Source organism: uncultured Dokdonia sp., from assembly GCF_937910895.1.
Taxonomy (GTDB): Bacteria; Bacteroidota; Bacteroidia; order Flavobacteriales; family Flavobacteriaceae; genus Dokdonia.
In genome coordinates, this window is record NZ_CALEMI010000085.1 from 1 (window position 1) to 16,979 (window position 16,979).

Genomic DNA, 16,979 nt, shown 5'->3' on the forward strand with positions numbered 1-16,979 from the left:
TTCTATGTCTATTAAGCTATATACCTTTTTTTGGGTATATGCATATAGATATGTATGTCTAAAAGTGAAAACGTTTAACTATCTAATACAATCATTATGATTAAAAATCAATTAATTCTATCTGTCAATTTTACCTCTTCTGCGAATCTAATTTTGTTAAAAAACAACCTTTGTAAGAATTAAATTTGTCGATTTTACATTAGTTAAAATTTTCTTAAACAAAAACTGTAACAAAGTTAGCTTCTTAGCAACTTATGTACTTGTTAATCAACACAACATAAGGATTTGAAAATTTAAACTTTAACACTCTTAAAAATTAATTAATCAATTATTGAATTATGAAAAAAACATTTGGTTTACTATTTGTTGCCTTATTAATTTCATCTTGTATTCTGGGGCAAAACAGCCCAGTTTTAGACAAAACAGTTTATGAAACTGGAGCTATTGATAATACAGGAGTAAGAATTCCTTTATATGAAATAGAACTTGAAGGAATCAATCTACCTATATTTTTACAGTATGACAATACAGGTATTAGAGTAAATAGCGCTCCTTCTTCTGTAGGAATGAATTGGAATTTGAGTGCAGGAGGTATTATAGAACGTGAAGTTAGAGGAATCCCTGATGAATTTAAAGGTCCTGGAAGAGAATCAGAAATTCATGGTGTAGATACTATTACAGGTTGGTTTCACGATAAAAGAGTTATTGAAAGACATGATGGTACATATATGAATGATAATTGGAGTCCAGGTGCAACTACTCCAAATGTAGTTCAAGGTTATGCATTATCTATTTTCAATGATAATTCTCCTGATATTTATAACTTTTATAATTCAAATGGAGATTACTCAATATTTACCTTTAAAAAACATTTTGATGACATTGATAGCCCTATTTCAGAATTTGATTTAGAAGCGATTTCTTTAGATGAAAATCAAAGATATCAAGTAATACCTAATTACAATGTTTTAGAAGATATAAGTTGTACAGATTGTGAAGACTTTATTATTAAGAGTAATGAAGGTATAACATATTCTTTTAGAAAAGGAATCGAAAAAGAATCACCTTATTTTGACGGTTCCTTACAAGGAGGATTACCTAGTGAACAGTACTATTTTAGTTTATATGATTTTAATTTAAAAGAGATTCGTTCTGAGATCACGTCTGAAACAATTAATTTAAGTTATGGTGTTAGTACATATCTTAATGAATACTCTTTATATTCTCAAGCAGGTTTTTTAAATCCAAACACAGAAAATTCGTCAGGTAGCTCTGAAAACATCTTAATTTCAAATGTTCACAGAAGAGAAGTTTCTGAAATTTCAAGCACAAAGGAGCGTATTGTTTTTAATTACACACCAGCCACTTATAGTGTTGTATCAAGTGAAGACCCCAACAATACTGAATATTTCCAACAAAATATTAATCTATTAGAGAGTGTATATATATTTGATCACAATCAAAACTTTATTGGAGGATATAGATTCGAATACCAGCAATATCAAGGACCAGATGGAAAGCCCTTTTTAGAAACCATATATAAAATCAATCCTTCAAATGAAGCCGAAATATATAGAGAGTTTGAATATTACAACCCTGATTACGTTGCAGGTTCTTTAAATTTAGCGCAAGATGCACTTGGGTATTCCAATGGAGCTTGGGCTAATTCTACACATGATATTAATGGAGAACGAAATTTCACTGTTAAACGATACAGGTATTCACAAGATTTTGCAGTTGAGGCTGCAGATAGAGGAATAAGTGAAGAATATCTAAAATATGGGATGTTATATTCTATGTCAAATCGATTTGGCGGTAAAACAGTTTATGATTATCAAGCTAACCAAACTAACGCAGATATTCTAGGGGGATCTGGCATTATTTACTTTGGTGGTGTTTTAGTGAAAAGCGTAAAAGTTTTTGATCAAAACAATGCTTTACTAACCAACAAAGAATATGCCTATGAGAATGGAAATGGTTTTGGAGTTTATATTGATCAAGAAAATAAACCATATTTAGGTCATTTTGTAGAAAATGACCCTAGTGAAAATCAAGATTCACCTACTAGTGGTTCATCAATTTTTTCTAATAATAACCCTTTAGGAAATTCAGGTTTCTTAGTTGTTTACGGGAATATTTTTGATGATAATCTCTTCAATACGGATTTAACGATTGATCCAATAGTAAATAACCAGACAAGAGGTGCTTTTTTTGAAAAAGTTACAGAAACAATTTTAAGCAATGCAAATAACTCTAATACTTTAGGTAAAACTGTAAGATATTATCAACCTAATTATAATCTAGAAAACAGAACAAGTATATTAACTAAAGTTGAGAATTTTGACAACCAAAATAATATCTTAAGAAGCAATGAATATATTTATCAAGCTTTTACTCAAAATCAAATAAACGTAATTGAACTAGATAGTTGGAGTTTTAACAGTAATGAAAATTGTTATGCAAATGAGGATGACCCTAGAATTGTAGAACATCCTGTAATTGGAACAATATGTTTAGTCGGAACTAGCTTTAGTTTAGAAGAAGATTTCATATATGATATTGATTATAGTTTACAAGAAGAAATAAATAGAACGTATGACCTAACTGATAATAGTTTCACATCTAATTCTATTGAATATACTTACTTAAATGATGTGGGTAGTAATCTATATTTAAAAGAAGCAATATATAAGAATAATCAATCTGAGATTTTCCAAAGAGAAAAATATTTATATCTATCTGAAATTAATAATATTCCAGTGATATATAATCAATTGTTAGAATATTCAAATCCAATTATTGATATTACGAACTGGAAAACTGAAAATAATGAAGAGTATTTAAATAATTCTCAAGTTTATGAATATCTTCCAGATGGTAAATTAAAAAACAGGTATTTCTTATCTGTTAATAATAATGGAACAAAGTATACTTCAAACACTTATGTATTACCTTCATATGACTCAAACTCTGAGTTTAGCACAATAGCAGAACAACAAGAAAAGTATATTTATAATCAAGATGATAAAGTTGAATCAAAAATAGATTACCTCACAGGTATAAAAGAATCTTATCAGCGAAGTAATGATTATTTAGGAAATTATATAAATGCAATTTTATACGAAAATTCTTCTTCTGAGTCTAACACAATTAGCCACTTCAAACATATAAGTTTTGAAAGTGGAAATGAAGTTAATACTGTAAGTTTTAACAATGCTTTTTCAGGTGATTATGTTTTTAGTGGAACAACGATTAGTTTAGGAACATTTGATCAAGGAACAGTGATATCATATTGGGAATATCAAGGTGGTAATTGGAATTATAAAAGGTCTATTCATTCTGGAGGAAATATTGTAATAAATAAAACACCTGGAGCTCAATATATTGATGAGATTAGGGTACTCCCTCCTAATTCTCAAATGCGTTCATTCACTTTCAAGCCTCTTATAGGAGCTGAAACTATTGTAGATGAAAATTCCGAAGCTACTAAACAAGAATATGATTCTTTCAATAGATTAATTCGTTTACGAGATCAGTTTGGCAATATTATAGAAGAATATAATTACAATTCAATTGGGGATAATAACTAATCAATAACTTTTACTAAAAATGAAAAACTTACTATTATTTATAGTCTTATTATTTCCAGTACTAGCTATTGGTCAGACAGAATCAGAGAATTATGTAAAAACTACTCGATACCAAGTAGAAACCACAACAGGAGATGTATCTTCTGATAAAAAATTAGAAATTATAACTTACCATGATGTTTTAGGCAGACCCAAACAACAAATTCAAATTGGAATAACAGGAAATTATGAAAATGATTTTAATAATTCTTCTAATTCCAATACAAGATCCTCGATTGTAGAAGGCTGGCAAATGGATTGGACAGAAGGAGAAGGAGGTACACAATTTTTTAACAACATTAGTAATGCCAATGAAAACTTACGACTCTTTGGAACTGCTCCTAATGGAAAAAGTGAATTACTTTGGAGAGCTGGAAATGATAGTTCTGCTGATCATGAAATAGGATGGGCAACAAATGATTTCACAGTGGATAAAACCTCTAAATATATCTATACTACTTGGGTAAAAAATAGTGGTAATATAAATGACGGAAAAATCTATCATACAGCTTGGCAAGTAAATAACTTAGATGGAAGTACAAATGATAAAGCATATTTTTTCGATGGATATCTTCCTGAATCAGACACCTGGTATTTGTTGGTAGGAGTAATACATCCTTACAACTATAAAGGAGTTAATACAGGTTTAGCAGGAGTATATGATATAGAAGGTAATAAAGTAGTGAATGGAAACGAATTAAAATGGAAAGCGGATCAAACTACCACGCGTATGCGTAATTTTTATCAACCTACAGTTAATTCAAATTCTCGTGCTTTTTTCTGGAGTCCCGAAATACAGAAAATTAAAAATAAACCTACTTCATGGGAAAGTGATTGGTTTGCTGGTGTAGGTGGAACTGCTTTTTTTAATAAAAATGGTTCAGAAAGTGAAAATTTCAGAACTTATGGAGAAGCTCCAAATGGAGAAGATGAACTTTTATGGAAATGTGTTAATGATAGTACAAATGATGCAGATGGAGGATGGAATACTGATTATATTCCTGTTTACAAAGAGCGTTCTTATCGTTATACAACTTGGGTAAAAAAAACAGGAAACGTATCAGACGGACTTACATACCACGGAATACAGCTTGTAAATGATTTAAATGGCAAAGAAGTAAACAACCCTTATTTCTGGCAAGGGACATTACCAACTACTGATGATTGGTATTTGTTAGTAGGAGTTGTACATCCTTATGATTATAATGGTGGAGATACTGGACAAAGTGGAGTTTATGATATTAATGGAAATAAAGTAGCAGATGGACAAGAATTTATTTGGAGAAAAGAATCTTCTAAAACACAGTTAAGAAATTATCTTTATTATGCAACAGATGTAAATACAAAGCAATACTTCTGGAACCCTCAATTTGAATTGTTGAGTGCAGAAAATGAAGATTTAGCCCTTCAGATAAGAGCGATGCTTGAAGCGGGAGGGGATATTATCTCACACTTTGAATATGATGAATTTGGAAGACAATCGAAATCATACCTTCCTTACTCAACACAAATATCTAGTGGAGGTGAAATATATCTTAATGCCAAAGAAGAACAATTAGAATTTTATAGTACAGATAAATATGAAAACACACTAAATCCATATAGAGAAACTCATTTTGAAAATTCTCCTTTGAGCAGAGTATTAGAAGTTGCAGGATCAGGTAATGATTGGATTTTAGATGCAAATAGCGATCTTGATCATACAACCAAAAGGAGTTACACAAACAATAAGGCTTCTGATAATATTAGAAAATTTAGGGTACATTATGTAGGCGACAACATAAACTCTCCCGATTTAGTTCAAGATGGTTTTTATTTAGCCAATGATTTAACAAAAATCGTAATCAAAGATGAAAATTGGCAACCATCTTCAGGAAAGAATCATACGATTGAACAATATAGAGATGAAAAAAATCATTTAATACTAAGGCGTACTTTTAATGATGATGTTCCTCACGACACATATTACATTTATAATGATTTTGGTAATGTTTCTTACATAGTTACTCCTGAAGGAGTAGATGTATTTAATAGTAATCCTTCTAGTACTTTAAATAATTATACTTATCAATACATTTATGATAGAAAAGCTAGATTAATAGAGAGAAAAATGCCTGGAGTTGGCTGGGAATATATTGTTTATAACAAATTAAATTTACCTGTACTGATCCAAGATCAAAATTTACGAAATTTAAATAAGTGGGTATTCATAAAATATGATGCTTTTGGGAAAATGGCATATAAAGGGATTGCTTCTATTAATCAATCAAGATTATGGTGTCAGGAACAAGTTGATTCAAATAGTCAAAATTTTGAGTCAAGAATTTCTAATCCAATATTCATTGACAATACTGAGGTATATTACTCAAACACCATATTTCCTAGTAGTGAGATTACAGAAATGCATGTTATTAACTATTATGACGATTATAATTTTAATTGGAACCCAAATAACGAGTTTAATACTCATCCTTCTGAAATTATTTCTTTTGATCAAACGCTTACTACAAATACAAGTAACCTTATTACAGGTTCAAAAATAAGGATTCTTGATTCAGACCAATGGATTCATGAATTTATAAGCTATGATAAATTCAGAAGACCAATATATGCTACAAGTTATCGTGAAGGTGTAAAAGAAGAGGTCTTTTTAAACAGAGATTTTCAGGGTTTAATATTGAATACAAAGAAAGTCCATTACAAAGTTGGGTTTAATATAGTTGAAGTAAAAAATAATTTTAGTTACGATAAAACTAATAGATTAATTGAAATTACTCACCAAATTGATAATCAAGAAGAACAGGTAATTACTAAAAATAATTATGATGAGTTAGGGGTTTTAACCAGAAAAGATATAGGGGGAACTTCTAATTCCAGTTCATTGCAACAAGTAGATTTTAAATATAATATTAGAGGCTGGCTCACAGATATAAATGATGTCTATGATCCGGAAGCTGGCTCATTTGATTTATTTAATTTAAAGATAAACTATAATGAATTAGATTATGATAGGTTATTACCAAAACAATATAATGGTAATGTAGCGCAAATAACTTGGAGGACAGTAAATGAAGATAGAAACACTAAATCTTATAGTTTTGATTACGATGATCTAAATCGTATGACCCGAGCTTTATTCTCTACAAAAGATGATATAAGTAACTCTTGGCTTTTTGAAAGACAACTTGAGGAAAGCGTAAATGCTTATGACAAAAACGGAAACATTCTTTCTTTAAATAGAACAGGACCATCAATACAAGGAGAAGGAAAAACTGAGTATTGGGATTTCTTAACATATACATATGAAGGAAATCAATTAAAATCAGTGACTGAATCTCAATTACAAGAAACTCGTGATTATGTTCCTGTACCTAATGAAGGATTTATAGATGGGAATACAGTTGGAGATGATTATTCTTATGATGCTAATGGGAATATGCTTGTAGATAAGAATAAAGGAATCACTAGTAATATAGAGTATAACTATCTCAATCTCCCAACAAGAGTAAATGTAGATGGAGCCAATGGAGGTGAAATATTATATACATATACTGCCACTGGTGAGAAAATTGAAAAACGTTGGAGAGCTTCTGGAGATCAAAATTATAGTACTTTGTCATATATCAATGGTCTTATATATGAAAAAACACCTTCTGGTACTGAAAGTATTAAGCAAATAACACATCAAGAAGGATATGTGGTAGCTGATGAAAATAATTCATTCAAATATATATATACCTATAAAGATCATCTTGGAAATGTTCGTATGTCGTATTCTGATGTTAATGGTGATGGTTCTATTGATCAAACTGAAATACTTCAGGAGAATAATTATTACCCATTTGGACTACAACATAAAGGTTACAATAATAATATTACACTAGAAAATTTATATAAATTTAATGGTGTTGAACATTCTCAAGTATTCAATACAGATTTATATGAGATGTCTTATAGAAATTATAATCCTTCGATAGGAAGGTTTATGAATTTTGATCCTTTGGCTAATTCGCCAATTCAAGTTGATAAATCACCTTATGCATTTGCTTGGAATAACCCTCTAATGTTTGCCGACCCTAGTGGTCTATGTCCTGATGGATGCCCTGATCCTGAGGATTATGGTGATGATGATCAATACTTTAATGAACAAGACAATGGATTTTATGTTTCGAGAGAAAATGCTCAGGGAGAAAGAGAATGGGAATTAGTTCCTTCACTTGATGAAGTAGTAGTTACGGCACCTTATGAAGTAAACGATAGTGATGAAGAAGATTATGATGTTTATGAAGCTGGTCTTTTAGGTTTTGATGTATTCTTAGATCCTTTTGCTGATAGACATGAGTATACTGATAAATTTGTAAATATTGGTATTGGAGCAACAGCATCTTCATTATCTCCTTTTGAGCATGCTCTCCATAAGGAAAGAGTTCTTTTAGAAGGGAAAAACACAAAAACAGCCAAGAGAAAACTTCTAAAACTTAATAAGGATATTGATAAACTAGGAAAAGTTACTAAAAAGCTTGGAGTGGCTGGAGCAGTTTACAATGGAGGGACGTTAGTTGTTGATGCTATTTCTGGTAAAGAAATCACCACTGCTCGAGCAGTAGACACAACAATAAATGTTGTTCTTGCAGTAGTCGCAGTATCTAATCCAGTTACTTTAGGTATTTTAGCAGTCTATTCTTTAGCTGATTTGGTTGTTTCATATAGTACTGGAAAATCAATAGTTGAACACGGATTAGATGCAGTTGGAGCTAATGGTGTTATATTAAATGGTAATTAAATTATGGCTCGTTATAAAATCAAAGTAGTTAATAAATTAAATGTAAATATAGGTTTGATTCTAATACTTCCTATATCGCTTTTAATTCCCTCATTCCTATTGTTTTTGAAGGTAAATTGGATTATTTATATAGTAAGTGCCATATTAATTGCTTTTTTTCTATTTAATTTATTAGAAAAAAAATCCTCATACCTTTTAAATATTATTCTTTCTAAAGATTCTATAAGCTTTCGTAAAGATAAAAATGAAGAGATGCTCTTTGAGTGTAAATTAGATGAAATCAAGAGTTTTAAAATAAAATATATTAATAATAATTTTCCTTCATTTAAAATAATTACTCACAGTAATAATAAATTTAAATTCAATTGCAAGAATAAAGGAGATAATGATTATCACAAATTCATTAAGAATTTTGAAAAGGCTTTTGATTCAGTTTGATAAATGACTAAATTTTTAATAAAGAAGCTATCTAAATAAAACAGATAGCTTCTTTTATAGCTAAGCTCAGATTATTGCTTATAAAAGTTATAATTTAAAAATGAATAAACTTTTTAAGGAATACGTAAAAATTAATTTTTCAGGACAAACTATAGGAAACCCTTATTCTGCGGAAGTAGGAACTCTTAATATCATTACTTTTGAAGTTTCCCTCGTAACTGGAGGATTTTTAATGGGTCTTTTGTTTGGAATTGGGATGAACGAAGCATTTATTATTATCGGTATAATGTTCGTCTACATCTTTTTAATATGGAAATATTTAAAAAGAAAATTATCTCAAATGATTGATTTTGATCTAATAAAAAGAGAAACAGACAAATATTCAAGATTAAAAACAATTACAAATTTTATTTTAACGATTTTGTTTTTAGCATTGTGTAGTTTCTCGCAATTTATATCAATAAAACTAATAATATCATTATTGAGTTAGATATAGAATAATTCCGAATGGTTACAGATGGTGCTTGAAGTCTAAATTTTACCATTTGGTTATTAGAAGGGTGGAATTATCTCCACCCTTTTTATTTTTAAATATAACTTACCAATAAAAAATATCATTTAGAATTGTTTATAACACTAACCGCTAGAAACCTAAGAAAAGTATTTCTAAAATAGTAGGCGATTTAAATATGGTAAAAACTATCTTATTATGTTGTTTCATCTAAGCTTTTTTAAGCTTAATTATCTCTAGTATCACCATTAATATATTGAGTCAAATAAGTAAGCTTGATATGGTATACATAAAAGTGGCAAAAACTTCCAAATGCCTATTTCTCTAGAAAACGAGGATGTTCATTAAAGAAAAATCCTCTTAAATGAGGAGAATATCATAATAGATCGGTTTTTTGATGAAAATCAAGCTTGCTTCTGCATTTCCTTATAAAAGTGGAAAAAACTTCCAAATGTCTATTTCTATAGAAAATTAAGGTGTTCATTAAAGAGCAATCATCTTAAACGAGAGAACATTTTAATTAAGGTAGTATTTTAATGAAAATTAGCTCCTCTTCTGGAATTTCTTATAAGAGTAGCAAAAACTTCCATAAAACCCATTTTGTTCAGCAAAAGAGCTCCGTTGATATCAATGGAGCATTTTGCAAAACTTTTTTATTCAGAAAAAAAACGCTGTTGTTCAGAAAAAAAGCAAAACCCACTTTGTTCAGAAAAAGAGCTCCGTTGATATAAATAGAACATTTTGCAAAACTTTTTCATTCAGAAAAAAACGCTGCTGTTTAGAAAAAAAGCAAAACCCACTTTGTTCAGAAAAAGAGCTCCGTTGATATCAATAGATCATTTTGCAAAACTTTTTTATTCAGAAAAAAAACGCTGTTGTTCAGAAAAAAAGTAAAACCCATTTTGTTCAGAAAAAGAGCTCCGTTGATATAAATAGAACATTTTGCAAAACTTTTTTATTCAGAAAAAAAACAATTTACTCCTTAAAAATAGGGTGTAACGATAACACTTTATTAGAGTTTGGTACTTCTTAAATATTACAATTTATTAATAATCAATGATTTAAACATTCAAAAAACAACTGTTTTGTCACTTTACCAAAGTCGCGCCAATGATTTTTCAACCTTTTAATCAAACTTTGCCATCAGTATGAACAAAGAAGGTTAGAGAGTGCATCCTTCTTTTTAAAAAAACCTAAAAAAATGTGCTAATCATAAACTGTTTAAAAAAGAAAAATGAAGAAAAAGAGAAAGAAAAAACAAACACTTTACATTTTTGATCGGCAAAAATTAAAACTAGCTATAAAACAAAAAAACAGAGAACAGACCGAATATAAGCGTGAGATAAAAAAAGGGAAACTTTTAACGCTCTATAGTCTCTTTGAAAACTATCAAAATTTATTAAATGAAAAAACTACTGAGTATAGGTATGAGTACCCTAATGTTCGTAATGACATTTCCAAAGTCGACATTGGTTCAGATACTATGCCAATGCTTTTTATTCATGCTCGCAAAATAGCTTGGGAGACTGGACATGATATAAAAACTATTAAAAATCATATTCGTCAGCTCAGACATAAATCAAATGAATTAATCACCATTGTTGATGTTCATTCAGGTTCTAGCTTCGGAGTAAAAATTCCATATCACTATTTCATCAAAGTTTTAAAATTTAAAAGTAACGGATCATTCCAACGAAACTATCAGTAAATTACTTAAATGTAATTTACTTTAATTATATTCGTATTTGAATAATTAATAGGATTCTTTAAAGAATGAAAGAGGACACATCTTTATCCAAAGAGCAAATCATACAGGCTTGCGTAGAAAAACGCTTTAAAACGCTTCATTTGCCTTTTGTGACCAATAGACAATTACATCATTGGAAAGCGACAGGACTTTTAAATGAACATCGTGAATTGGCTTCTAGTGGAAAAAAGAATGAGTTTGATTTTTTTGAAGTCGTATGGATTCGCTGTATTGTCTTAATGCGATCTTTTGGTATTGATAATTTGCTTATCGCGAAAGTGAATAAGGATATTACTGGCAAGGATCAAGATAGTAAAGACACATTATTATCCATATTTCAAAACAAGATAGCCGAAGCATTATTTAGGAAGCAAGGTAGCTTTCTACTTGTTTCAGAACAAGGGGATGGAAGGCTTCTTTCTAAAGAAATGTATTCAAAAGCTATTAAGGATTCTTTGATAAGACATCATTTGAGTTTAGACATAGCGCCATTAATCAAAGAAATACTTTTGTTATTGGATTTTGACATTCATATTCAAAGAATCACAAACTATTATTTAGATAAGGAATAGAAGTAATGCAGGAAAGGAAAAACTTTCACTGCAAGTATGGACAGAAGAACAAGATTACATTCATGTTTCTTCAACTTACTCTCTTATTCAATGTCTACAGAAAATACAAATACTGAGATATTAAAAGTCATCAGTATTGAAGAATTAAAGCAATGCGAAGGTCTTGACCATCTAACCGATGAACAAGCCTTAGAAATTATAGAAACATTAAAGCAATTAGCTTTAGTTATCTATCAAACATTAAAATGATCATGAACGACTTACAAGACTTTGTTTCCTTTGCAAAACGAAACACTAAGAAAATAGCTAGAAATAATAAGGCGGTTATCTATACTCGTGTTTCTGATTTTAAGCAAAAGGACAATACAAGTCTTGAAAGTCAAAAATTACTTTGTGAGGAATTTGCCTTAAAAAATAACTATGAAGTTTGTAAGTACTTTGGAGGTACACATGAAAGTGCCAAAACAGATGAGCGAAAAGCCTATAAAGAAATGCTTACTTATGTAAAGCAAAAGAAAATCACCAATATCATCGTGTATAGTTTAGATAGATATTCCAGAACAGGAGGTCTTGCTATCGCGACAGTAGAAGCGTTAAAAAAGAAAGGGATCAGAGTACTTTCTTTAACTCAAAATATAGATAGCGATACTCCTACAGGAACATTCATGCAAAACTTTCATTTGCTTTATAGTCGTTACGATAATGACATTCGTAGCGAAAATACCAAAAAGGGAATGCGTCATCGTATAATGACAGGTTATTGGATGGGAACAGCACCGATAGGTTTTAAAAACAGTAGAAACGATCAAAATATTCCTATTATCGTACAAGATGATAAAGCCCCATTTATTAAGAAAGCCTTTCATTGGAAAGCCAATGAAGGACTCACAAATGTTGAAATTGTAGAAAGGTTAAAACTTTCAGGATTGACTGTCTACAAACAACTTTTATCTAATATTTTTAGAAACCCTGTTTATTGTGGATTAATTACGAATAGTCTTATCGAAGGAAAAGTGGTCAAGGGAAATCATAAACCTATTGTATCACAAGCACTTTTCTTAAAAGTAAATGGTATTAACAGAAAAAAGAGCGCTCACAATGTCAAGAATGAAAATCTTCCTTTAAAAACCTTTATGACGTGCGCTTCTTGTAAAAGTCCGTTAACAGGCTTTATTGTTAAAGCCAAAGGGATTTATTACTACAAATGTAAAACGATTGGATGCTCTTGTAATCGTAATGCAGAAGTATTACACACCTATTTCAAAGAACTTCTTACCAGATATCAAATTGACAAGCGTTTTTTAAAACCTCTAAAAATACAATTAAAATACACTTTGGAATATTCTAATAAGAGCAACAAAGAGCAAGTACCACTTTTAAAAGGTAAATTAAAGGAAGTGTCTGAAAAGATAGAGAAAATACAAGAACGATATGTGATAGGAGAAATAGAAGCTGATTTGTATAAAAAATTCAAAGACAAGTTCTCCCAAGAAAAAGAGGAGATAGAAGCAGAAATCAAAAAAAGTGGATCATGGAGTTCAAACCTTGAAAAATATATTGAAAGCGCTTTGAAACTACTCTCTAACTTGCATAAAATATGGGAGTTAAGTGATTACACGGCAAAGCAAAAATTCCAGAAATTACTGTTCCCAAACGGAATCGAGTATCATCGTCAAAACGATAGAGTTCAAACTTTTCAAACAAATGCTATTTTAGAATTAATTCACAAGATATCAATCAATTGTACCCATAAAAAAAGCGGACAATTGTTATCTAATCAACAATTGTCCGCAGTGGTGACCTCGAAGGGATTCGAACCCCCAACCCTCAGAGCCGAAATCTGATGCGCTATTCAGTTGCGCCACGAGGCCATTTCATCCCCGCGAAGGCAGGAATCTATCATCTAATATCTAACTTAATTTTTCTTTTACAACCTTAGCAACCGTACTCCCATCTGCTTTTCCAGCTACTTTTGCATTTACTTGTCCCATCACTTTCCCCATATCTTTCATCCCTTGAGCACCCGTTTCCGCAATGACCTGATCAACAATAGCTGCAATAGCATCTTCATCCATTTGTTGTGGAAGAAATTGTGCAATTACCGCTGCTTGTGCTAATTCAGGTTCTGCAAGATCTGTACGATTTTGTTCTGTGAAGATTTTTGCGCTGTCTTTGCGCTGTTTTACAAGCTTCTGTAATAATTTGAGTTCCTGCGCTTCTGTTAATTCTTCTTTAGCACCACTTTCTGTTTGCGCTAGTAATATAGCTGATTTTACAGCACGCAAAGAGGTTAACGCATTTTGATCTTTTGCCTTCATCGCTTCTTTAAGGGCTTTCATTATAGCAGTTTGTAAACTCATGGTGTTTTTGCTTTCACACTTTCTTACCAATTGGCAAGAAAGCATATTCATCTTTTATTCTTCTTATTAGGATTGCGAAGATAAAAAAGAAACCTGAAAGCGATGATATAAAGGACAGGTTTCCGTGACAAAATTATCTATTGTCTTCTTTATAGAATGATTCATCGTACGCTTTCGCGAAAGCGGACCTAGGTTACACCTAATTAATGTGGGTAATGAAAATTTAAAACAGATACTATAAGTTGGTTAGATGCATTAAACCGATGTGTTGGTACAAGACGTCATATCAACATATAAATACGCAGACAGGCGTTTGCAGAAAAGCCTTTAAGAGAGTACGCAATCACTTTAAAAATCAAGAATTATGAAAAAACTTGAAAGTTTAGAAAACAGCAAATTCAAGTCTAAGGAGCTTAAGAATCCTGGACATTTTGTAGGAGCGACTAGTGAAGCTGATGGATCTACATCTGCCTACACTACCTACAGATCTGCTCAAACTAACTGTCCTCCACATCCACCTATGACCGATTCATGGACGGATAAGAGGTATGATTATGATCAGGTACCTTATGAAGAGGTGTCTATGTAGTAGAAATGTAATATCCATTTCAGGAAGGAGTAATATGCATTACTCCTTCCTTTTTTAAAATATCAAACAATGATTTTAATTAAATCAAACGAACAGGATTACTCTACAACACAAGTTATAAAATGGTTGCAGTATTTAGAAAAACCCTACCTACGTATTAATGATACAACTCCTATAAATAACATCACTACAGATGGGGATGATATCACTATTACTACTCCAACGGTATCTTTTAATACAAAAGATATTAAGCGCTATTGGTACAGACGAGGTGCATGGGCATCTACACAACGAGGGGTTTTAGGTTCTATAAAAGAGCGATGGTTGTATCTCTATCTTAAATATTTTACCAAAGAAGCAGAGAAAGATATTGTAGAACTTATAGAAAGTCAGTTAGAAGGAAATGCTTTAAACACCTTCTTAAATTCTTCAAACATAAATAAAGTAAAAGTTCTTAAAAGTTGTAGAGTATTAGATATTGACGTGCCTGAAACCATTTTAACAAATACGAGAGTAGGTGTTTCTACATTTATACAGGCGCACGGAGATGTGATCACAAAAGCGGTAAATAATATAGACCCTAATATAAAAGGAGAATGCTTTGTTGATGTGACCACCAAACGAATCACACTAGAGAATGTTGAAGAATTGCCTGAAAAATTTCACATCAGTGTTTTCCAGAAGCTTATAAAAAAGCAGTTTGAAATACGTACTTTTTTCTTAATTGATCGATTTTACTCTATGGCTATTTTTTCTCAAAGTGACGATCAAACAAAAGTAGATTTTAGGAATTATAATTTTAAAAAACCGAATCGCGTAGTTCCTTACGATCTTCCTATGGAGATTGAGAGTAAATTGAGAAAATTACTTGCCGAATACACCTTAAAAAGTGCATCATTAGATCTTATTTATTCGGAAGAAGGAGATTACATTTTCCTAGAGATTAATCCGATAGGACAATATGATATGGTATCTGTTCCTTGTAATTATTATCTGGATCTTGAAATCGCAAAACACTTATAACTATGGAAGAAGAAGATAAAATCATAGACGCATTTAAAGCAAAAATGAAAGAAGAACCAGAACTCTTTGAAGCCATATTCTTCTTATCAGAATTTAGCGTAAAAAAAGCGCTCTTAGAAGACATGGGACATCTAAAGATGATTCCATTAAAAAAATATGATACAGAAAATTTTCCGGTAGACTCAAAATATTCAAAATCAATTTCAAGATGTTTCAAATAAATAAAAATAACCAATCAAAATATGTATGCCTTTTTGCTTCTTGTTTAATTACCAAAGGAGAAAACCGAGCATTACTCTCTGACACACAAAGAGGAACCTTTGAGCTTATTCCTAATGATATGGTTACCTTTCTTGAACACGCACAACATCTTAGCCTTCACAGTATTTTTACAATGTATGGTGATGATAATAAAGATATTCTTGAATCTTATTTAGATTTTCTATTACAAGATGAATATGTTTTTCTTACCGATGAAGAAACCAAAAATCATTTTTCTCCTTTAAAAAAACAGTGGAAATCACCACATATCATTGCAAATGCTATTATTGATATTTCTTCATATAACACTACAGCTGTATATTATAATGATATTGTACAACAACTGGATACACTGCGTTGTCAAGCATTACAAATTAGAGCTTATAGTGTATTAACGATAGATGAAATTACACATCTCATTGCATCTGCAAAAGATACATGTATAGAGTCTGTAGAATTATATACTACCTATTCTGAGTTACTAACGCCACAAGTACTCAACACCTTATTATTTGAATACACAAAAGTTGCAACAATTATTATCCATAGTGCTCCTTATGCAAATGATATCGAAGTTGTTAAAGGATTATCTACCATACATTTTACCGAAGAGGTTCTTGTGGGTGAACAATGTTGTGGTGTTGTTTCTAAAAAATATTTTAACCCAAATAAAGATATGTTTATGGAATCTCAATTTCATAATACGTGTTTGAATCGTAAGATCTCTGTAGATAAAGACGGTTTTATAAAGAATTGTCCTTCTATGAGAAACCACTACGGGCATTGTTCTCAACATACATTGGAAGAAGTGATTGATAATGAAAAGTTTAAGGTACTTGGAAATATTACAAAAGATCAAATAAGCGTTTGTAAAACCTGTGAATTTAGACATGTGTGCACAGATTGCAGAGCATACACAGAAGACCCATCAGATAGCTACTCAAAACCTTTAAAATGTGGGTACAGCCCTGTAACAAATGAATGGGAAGAATGGAGTGACAATCCGCTTAAACAAACCGCCATCATTCACTATGAATTACACCAACTCATAAAAGCATAAAATAGT

At 30.9% G+C, this 16,979-nt stretch carries 13 protein-coding genes and 1 tRNA gene; 12 read left to right on the plus strand and 2 right to left on the minus strand.

What is annotated here, in order from left to right; all coding sequences use genetic code 11:
- Window positions 1–338 precede the first annotated feature (338 nt).
- The 8 genes from Q0505_RS10245 (at window position 339) to Q0505_RS10280 (ending at window position 13,524) form a co-directional block, all read left to right on the plus strand.
- Window positions 339–3,590: a hypothetical protein gene (locus tag Q0505_RS10245; protein ID WP_299212436.1), complete on the plus strand. Its 3,252-nt coding sequence runs from the start codon at window positions 339–341 to the stop codon at window positions 3,588–3,590.
- A gap of 19 nt (window positions 3,591–3,609) precedes the next feature.
- Entirely contained in the window at window positions 3,610–8,412 is a 4,803-nt protein-coding gene (locus Q0505_RS10250) for a DUF6443 domain-containing protein (protein ID WP_299212438.1), read from the plus strand.
- A gap of 3 nt (window positions 8,413–8,415) precedes the next feature.
- Window positions 8,416–8,850, plus strand: a complete 435-nt coding sequence (locus tag Q0505_RS10255) for a hypothetical protein (RefSeq protein ID WP_299212441.1) — start codon at window positions 8,416–8,418, stop codon at window positions 8,848–8,850.
- A 100-nt stretch (window positions 8,851–8,950) separates the two neighbouring features.
- Window positions 8,951–9,340: a hypothetical protein gene (locus Q0505_RS10260; protein WP_299212443.1), complete on the plus strand. Its 390-nt coding sequence runs from the start codon at window positions 8,951–8,953 to the stop codon at window positions 9,338–9,340.
- Between the two features lie 1,255 nt (window positions 9,341–10,595).
- Complete coding sequence (locus Q0505_RS10265; RefSeq protein ID WP_299212445.1) at window positions 10,596–11,069, plus strand: hypothetical protein; 474 nt, start codon at window positions 10,596–10,598, stop codon at window positions 11,067–11,069.
- A gap of 65 nt (window positions 11,070–11,134) precedes the next feature.
- Entirely contained in the window at window positions 11,135–11,680 is a 546-nt protein-coding gene (locus Q0505_RS10270; RefSeq protein WP_299212447.1) for a hypothetical protein, read from the plus strand.
- Window positions 11,681–11,770: 90 nt separating this feature from the next.
- Entirely contained in the window at window positions 11,771–11,929 is a 159-nt protein-coding gene (locus Q0505_RS10275) for a hypothetical protein (protein ID WP_299212449.1), read from the plus strand.
- A 2-nt stretch (window positions 11,930–11,931) separates the two neighbouring features.
- Window positions 11,932–13,524, plus strand: coding sequence for a recombinase family protein (locus Q0505_RS10280; RefSeq protein ID WP_299212521.1), 1,593 nt, complete (start codon window positions 11,932–11,934; stop codon window positions 13,522–13,524).
- Here the strand turns inward: Q0505_RS10280 and Q0505_RS10285 are convergent.
- Both Q0505_RS10285 and Q0505_RS10290 read right to left on the minus strand, forming a co-directional pair.
- A tRNA-Arg gene (locus tag Q0505_RS10285) sits at window positions 13,475–13,551 on the minus strand. The genes Q0505_RS10280 and Q0505_RS10285 overlap by 50 nt on opposite strands.
- A 39-nt stretch (window positions 13,552–13,590) precedes the next feature.
- The gene (locus Q0505_RS10290) at window positions 13,591–14,040 is read right to left on the minus strand and encodes a GatB/YqeY domain-containing protein (RefSeq protein WP_299212451.1); all 450 of its coding nucleotides are present in this window, start codon (window positions 14,038–14,040) and stop codon (window positions 13,591–13,593) included.
- Between the two features lie 364 nt (window positions 14,041–14,404).
- Here Q0505_RS10290 and Q0505_RS10295 point away from each other — a divergent pair, with 364 nt between their 5' ends.
- From Q0505_RS10295 to gwsS, 4 genes are all read left to right on the plus strand, one after another.
- Window positions 14,405–14,629 (plus strand): hypothetical protein, encoded by a 225-nt coding sequence (locus Q0505_RS10295; protein WP_299212453.1) that lies wholly within the window; start codon window positions 14,405–14,407, stop codon window positions 14,627–14,629.
- Between the two features lie 69 nt (window positions 14,630–14,698).
- On the plus strand, window positions 14,699–15,652 hold the full coding sequence (gwsG, locus tag Q0505_RS10300) for a grasp-with-spasm system ATP-grasp peptide maturase (protein WP_299212455.1): 954 nt from the start codon (window positions 14,699–14,701) through the stop codon (window positions 15,650–15,652).
- Between the two features lie 2 nt (window positions 15,653–15,654).
- A complete protein-coding gene (locus tag Q0505_RS10305) occupies window positions 15,655–15,873 on the plus strand; it encodes a hypothetical protein (protein WP_299212457.1) in 219 nt (72 codons plus the stop codon).
- Window positions 15,861–16,973 (plus strand): grasp-with-spasm system SPASM domain peptide maturase, encoded by a 1,113-nt coding sequence (gene gwsS / locus Q0505_RS10310; RefSeq protein ID WP_299212459.1) that lies wholly within the window; start codon window positions 15,861–15,863, stop codon window positions 16,971–16,973. The genes Q0505_RS10305 and gwsS overlap by 13 nt, the downstream gene beginning before the upstream one ends.
- The last annotated feature ends 6 nt before the right edge of the window (window positions 16,974–16,979 follow it).